The 6538-nt window shown below is 39.5% G+C and carries 4 protein-coding genes; 3 read left to right on the top strand and 1 reads right to left on the bottom strand.

Translation table 11 applies throughout. The annotated features are described in order from the left end of the window. The coding region (locus EA341_RS17995; RefSeq protein ID WP_293016559.1) for a TonB-dependent receptor at nt 1–680 on the top strand (680 nt) is incomplete at its 5' end. Between the two features lie 361 nt (nt 681–1041). Next, nucleotides 1042–2163, top strand: coding sequence for a Fic family protein (locus tag EA341_RS17990; protein ID WP_293016558.1), 1122 nt, complete (start codon nt 1042–1044; stop codon nt 2161–2163). A gap of 213 nt (nt 2164–2376) precedes the next feature. Here EA341_RS17990 and EA341_RS17985 read toward each other — a convergent pair whose 3' ends face one another. Further along, nucleotides 2377–3240, bottom strand: coding sequence for a dienelactone hydrolase family protein (locus EA341_RS17985; RefSeq protein ID WP_293016557.1), 864 nt, complete (start codon nt 3238–3240; stop codon nt 2377–2379). Nucleotides 3241–3453: 213 nt separating this feature from the next. Between EA341_RS17985 and EA341_RS17980 the strand changes: the two genes are divergently transcribed. Further along, the gene (locus tag EA341_RS17980; RefSeq protein WP_293016556.1) at nt 3454–6165 is read left to right on the top strand and encodes a M14 metallopeptidase family protein; all 2712 of its coding nucleotides are present in this window, start codon (nt 3454–3456) and stop codon (nt 6163–6165) included. Nucleotides 6166–6538 lie beyond the last annotated feature (373 nt).

The raw sequence follows: 6538 nt of genomic DNA, 5'->3' as shown, positions 1-6538 counted from the left end.
GTCTGACTCCAATTACCTCGGATCCTTCTGCGACCCCATTGCAGCCATTTGATCCTGAGTTTAGTAATAACTTCGAGGTGGGAATGAAAAATGACTTTCTCAACAATACTTTGAGATGGAATTTCAGTGCTTTTTATACCACAGTAGATAACATTCAAGTGCCACAATTGGTGTTGCCTGATGCCATTGTCATTACACGAAATGAAGGCCAACTTACAAGCAAGGGCTTGGAATCAGAATTGACAGCTCTTGTGGGAAATAATTTCACATTTGGTTGGAACGCGGGTATTACTGATGCACGGTTTACAACTTTAGATATTGCAGAACAGGAAAATAACATCGATTACAGCGGTAACAGGCAGTTGTTTACACCCAGTTTCACTTCTTTGGTCTTGGCACAGTATCAAAAAGTATTGAATCCGGAAAAAGAGATTTCTCTCTTATTAAGAGGGGAGTGGCAATATTTTGGAGAAACTTTCTTTGACCTTCCCAATACCCTCAGTCAGGATCCTTACCAACTATTTAATGCCAGAATTGGTGTAAATGTTAAAAATATCGAGTTGGGTTTATGGTTGAGGAATATCACCAACACGCGTTATGTGGCTTATGCTTATAATTTTGGTGCAGCACATCTGGGCGAACCTGCGACGTTTGGTTTTTCCGGGAGGTTGAATTTTTGATAATGAGAAGTCGAATTCCAAGATATTTACCCTTAGACTTTAGAGCTTTCGGATAGCCTAGAGCTTATCTGAGACGATATCAATTGATACCTGCACTCCGGGAGGCGGATTGGATATTGTTAGATATTGAACAGAAAAAAGTTACTGGATTTTTTTCAATTTTTAAATATATAAAGAGAAACTGACTTGAGTTGGTTTCTCTTTTTTATTTAACCTTATCTGGATTAAGATTGAGGGGTAGAAAGAAGATAGTTGGGTGAATGTAAAAATCCAATGAATTAAAAATGTATGAGCTGATTAAATCATTTAATCGGCTCAAATAATTCGTATATTTGAGCCGATTAGTTAAAATATTTGGCTCATGACCTACAACTGGCAACATCAAAATTGGCCTAATTTCCAGTATGATTTGGAAGCTCTACGGCCTTTATTTCTAGAATTTTCCTTGGAATGGGCTGAATTGAATGGAATGGAGAAAGGGCTATCTGGGGATTTAGAAGAAGAAACGGTAATCAATATCATGGTTTCTGAGGCAATCAAATCATCTGCCATTGAGGGAGAGTATTATAGCCGCGAAGATGTCATTTCGTCCATCAAAAACAAGCTAGGGCTTAATAAAACACCTATAAAAGTTAAAGATCGTTATGCAATCGGAATTTCTGACTTGATTGTTGAGGTTAGAGCTAGCTATCAGGAACCCTTGAGTACGGAGATGCTTAAAGATTGGCATAAGGTACTCTTTGTACACGCTAAAAATATGATTGTTGGAAACTGGAGGGAGGGAGAAGATCCTATGCAGGTAGTATCTGGGCCTATAGGGAGAGAAATAGTTCATTTTGAAGCTCCACCTTCGAAAGATGTAGCCAAGGAAATGAAGGCTATGATCAATTGGTATAACCAATTAAACTTTCCCCAGATTGATGTCATAGGTTCAGCCTTATTGAAATCAGCCATTGTACATCTGTATTTTGAATCCATCCATCCATTTGAAGATGGAAACGGACGAATCGGTAGAGCCCTTGCTGAAAAAGCATTGTCACAGAGTTTAAAAAAACCTGTTTTGTTAAGTATTTCTAAAACCATAGAAGCAGATAAAAAGATGTATTACCAAGCCTTAAAAGATGCACAAAGAGGCATGGATATCACAGCTTGGATAGAATACTTTATCAAAGTGGTTATCTTAGCTCAAAGGGACTCAAAAGCTTTGGTAGGTTTTCTTTTAGAAAAAGTGAAATATTTCGATAAATATAAAGACTACATGCAAGACCGACATGTCAAAGTCATTGAAAAAATGTTTGATGCAGGAACGGAAGGCTTCCAGGGAGGTATGAGTGCTAAGAAATACATGTCCATCACCCATGTTTCTAAAGCTACAGCAACTAGAGACTTACAATATCTCCACGAACATGGACTATTGATCCAGTCAGGAGCAGGTAGATCTGTGAGGTATGAGTTGAATTTAAATGGGTGTTCATTAAATTGAAAAGCTAGAAGGTTTGCTTTTCGGTTCTTCTCTCACCCATCACCCCCTTTCACAAGCTTTATCTCCTTTTCCGTCAACACATACAGTTCATAAACCATTTGATCGATCTGTGTTCTTACAGGCTCATCCTTTAAAATGCCTTATTTAAAGCCAGCCTTTGTTTAAGATTTTTGTGGATCTGCATGCTAAATGAATAAATTTGATCAATGCTTTTCAATTAAACTTATTCTGCAAATAGGACAGAGCCATCAAATAAGCCTCTTTGGTAGCTTCTTCATCATGTCTTGGATTGGAAGGGTTGGCAAAACCATGTACAGCGTCGAAAATCTTATACTCCAAGTTTTTTCCAGCCTCATCCATTGCATCCGCAAATTCTTCTATTACTTCTTTAGAAATATTTTGTTCTGTCGCAAATAGACCCAATACATCTGAGTTAAGCTTTTTCAGTCTATCAACCTCTCTGATTGGCATGCCATAATAAATGATTGAACCGATATTTTGATCTCCTAACAGCAATGCTGATTTCAGAGACCAAGCTCCTCCAAAGCACCAACCCACATTGGCTATTTGTGCATCAGGTCCAGCAAAGCTCTTACCAGCCAACACGATGCTTTCCAGTCTTTCTTCATTGGTAGAACGCATAAAACTTCCCGCCTCCTGAGGATCAGAAGTAACATTGCCATCATACATATCGAGTGCAAGTACATTTACATTTCCTCCAAGGTCATTATAAAAACGATCAGATTCTTCTTTAATATTGTCGTTGAGGCCCCACCATTCCTGATAAACGAATAGCCATTTGTCAGAAGGCTCTTTGGAACGAATCATGTATGCACTGGCATCTTTCCCGTCAGCAGCTGGGAAAGTGATCATTTCGCCCATTCCTTCAAAATCGAATGGAATCGGAGATGGATGAAATGCCACAAAAGCAGGATCATCCAAAAAAGCAATCATTTCGGAAGGGCCGGTATGGCAAATGGTGATTTCTTCACTGAATTCTGATTTTTCAGAATGGCTTGCCCAAAGGGCAAACATGCCCGTAAGGATAAAACTGATATAGGTAAATATTTTATACATATGATTTTTATTTTAGGTACTGAATTAAAACGGAAAGTAGATATTGGTGTTTAAAACACTTATGAAATATACCTGATTTATTTTTTAAGGGGAAGACATTTTATTTGACTTGCATATTCTTACCAGTCAAACTGAATTCTTTCCGATTGCATGTAGAATTTTGTTTGGTAATAATCATAGGTGTATTTTAGACAGTCACTAAACTGAAATCACATGAGAAAATCTTACTTCTTATGGGCATTTGCATTCTTTCTTTTTGCTGGAAATGCGATTGCCCAAAAGGTCCCAACCCCAAAAGAACATTTTGGATTTGATATAGGCGATGATTACAAATTGGCTACTTATACAGCTACAGATGATTATTTCCGAAAAGTGGCTGAGTTATCAGACAGAGTGAAGTTTGTTGAAATAGGACCCACTGCCGAAGGAAGGCAGATGCCTATGATGATCATCACTTCTCCTGAGAATCATGCCAATTTGGATAAGTATAAGGAAATTTCCCAAAAATTGGGAAGGGCTGAGGTTAGCCCAGAAGAAGCAAGGTCCTTGGCTAAGGATGGCAAGGCCGTGGTATGGATTGACGGTGGTTTGCACTCCACAGAAACTGTAGCTTCCCACCAACTGATACCTACATATTATGAACTCGCGACAAGCAATGATCCTGAAATCCTCAGGTTCCTTGATGATCTGATCATCTTGATGGTGCAGACCAATCCAGATGGACAGGAAATCGTGACCGACTGGTATATGAGTAGGGAAGATGTCACCAAAAGAGATATGAGAACTCCCTACATGTACCATAAATATGTTGGTCATGATAATAACAGGGACTTTTTTATGAATAACCTGGACGAGTCTACCAATATCTCCTTACAACAGTATGTGGAGTGGTTACCTCAGATTATTTTTAACCATCACCAAACTTCACCTGCTGGAACGGTGGTAGCTGGACCTCCCTATAGAGATCCGTTCAATCACGTATTTGACCCTTTGATCATGACGAGTCTTGACGGAGTTGGTGCCGCGATGATTAATAGATTGAATTTTGAAGGTAAACCAGGCTATACAAGACTTGGAGGTTCTGTATTTTCTTCTTGGTGGAATGGTGGTTTGAGAACTACACCTTATTTCCACAATATGATCGGTATCCTTACCGAAACTACGGGTGGACCTACTCCATCTGAGATTCCTCTGGTTCCGGAAAGGTTGATTCCTACACACGCCACTCCTTTTCCCATAGAACCTCAGAAATGGAATTTTAAAAAATCAATAGATTATTCAGTTTCTATGAACTGGGCAGTATTGGACTTTGCAAGTAGGAATTCCGATGCGCTTTTACTCAATATTTATACAATGGGTAAAAACAGTATAGATAGAGGAAATATGGATCATTGGACCAAATATCCAAAAAGATCTGCAGCTGTACAGCAAGCCTTCGATAAAGCCAAAGAAGAAAAAGAAGCTGATGATCCGGAAATGGCTTATTACGGAATGAGAAGTGGTTTGCCCTCAGAGTATTTTGGTAAAATATTTGAAGATAAAGAACTGCGTGATCCAAGAGGGTTTATTGTACCAGCGGATCAGCCTGATTTTCAAACAGCCATCAGGTTTGCCAATGCTTTGATCAAGTCTGGGATTCAGGTGCACAAAGCTTCTGAAGATTTTTCAGTGCAAGGAAAGCAGTACCCGAAAGGATCATTGGTATTCAAATCTGCACAGGCTTTTAGGCCGCATTTGCTTGACATGTTCGAGCCACAGGATCACCCTAATGACTTCGAATTTCCAGGAGGCCCTCCTAAAAGACCTTATGATGCAGCCGGTTGGACTTTAGCCTTCCAAATGGGAGTAGATTTTGATAGGATTCTCGATGAATTCGATGGTCCATTTGAAGCACTTCCATATGGAGAGGTACTTGATTTTGTACCTACAAGAGTTCCAAGTGGTTCAGGTATGTTGATAGATGTCAGAGGTAACAATTCCTTTATTGCTGTCAACGAACTGTTGAAAGCAGGAGCGAATGTATCACGTACTACTACTGAGGCTTCGGGATTCCCCGCTGGTAGTTTTTATGTTTCCGGAAATAAATCTGTTTTAGAAAAAGCAGCTAAGGAATATGGTGTCAAAATGGTTGCTTCTTCAAGACCTTCAGGAACTGTAAGCTTGAAGCCAGCCAGGATCGCACTTTTTGACCATTATGGAGGATCCATGCCTTCAGGATGGGTGAGGTGGATGTTGGAGCAATACCAATTCCCATTCCAGGTAATCTATCCAAAGGATATTGATGCTGGAAATCTGAATGCCAAATATGATGTAATACTATTTATTGGCCCTGGAGCACCAGGAACAGTAAGAAGTTGGGGTGGTATGCCAAAAGAAGAGGATATTCCGCAGGAATACCACAAGCTTATGGGTAGCTTGAGTAAAGAAAAGTCTGTTCCTCAATTAAAGATGTTCATGGAGAATGGTGGAAATGTAGTTGCCGTTGGGGCCAGTACTTCTCTTGCTTTTGATCTTGGACTTCCGGTAAGTAATGCCTTGGTAGAGAAACAGTCTGATGGTACTGAAAAACCACTTGGGGGTGATAAGTATTACATTCCTGGAAGTATTCTCAAAGCGAACTTGGATACCAATAGCCCTGCTAATTGGGGCATGGGAGAATCGGCCAATATGGTTTTCAATAATTCTCCTGTCTTTTCTTTAGCGCCTGATGCCTTAATGAACGGAGTGAAACCATTGGCTTGGTTTGGGACAGAGTCTCCTTTGGTGTCCGGATGGGCGTGGGGAGAGTCTTATCTGAGAAATGGCGTGGTTGCCTTTGAGGCTCCTATTGGAAAAGGAAAACTTTATGCCTTTGGTCCTGAGGTTACTTTTAGGGCGCAGGCACACAATACCTTCAAATTACTTTTCAATCAGCTTTATAAATAAGCTTTCGGTTGATATAAGTTTTAAAAGGGCGGAAATTTTCTGCCCTTTTTTGGTTTTTCCTGGAAGCATGGCTGACTCTTGTTTAATTGTTTAACTGTGTAGTTGTTTAATCGATTAACTGATTGGTGAAAAGGTTTTTGTTAAGGGTTAAAGGTTAAAAGTTAAGGTGTGTAAAATTAGAATTTGATCTTATTTGATGAACTTATGAATTGATGAACTGTTGAAACCCAATGGCGTCGTCATTCGTAAATCGTCATTCGTATTTTTTTTGATGAACAGGGGAACTTAAGGGTGTTTATTGTTAAGTGTAGGGGCCAATGGTCTAGCCCCCTAATAATCGGACAATTTAATTTTTGGTATTGTATAAAAACTC

This window comes from Mongoliibacter sp. (assembly GCF_007692705.1).
In the GTDB taxonomy this organism is placed as follows: domain Bacteria; phylum Bacteroidota; class Bacteroidia; order Cytophagales; family Cyclobacteriaceae; genus Mongoliibacter.
The sequence above is the reverse complement of the archived record's forward strand: the minus strand, read 5'-3'. Positions and strand labels throughout refer to the sequence as shown.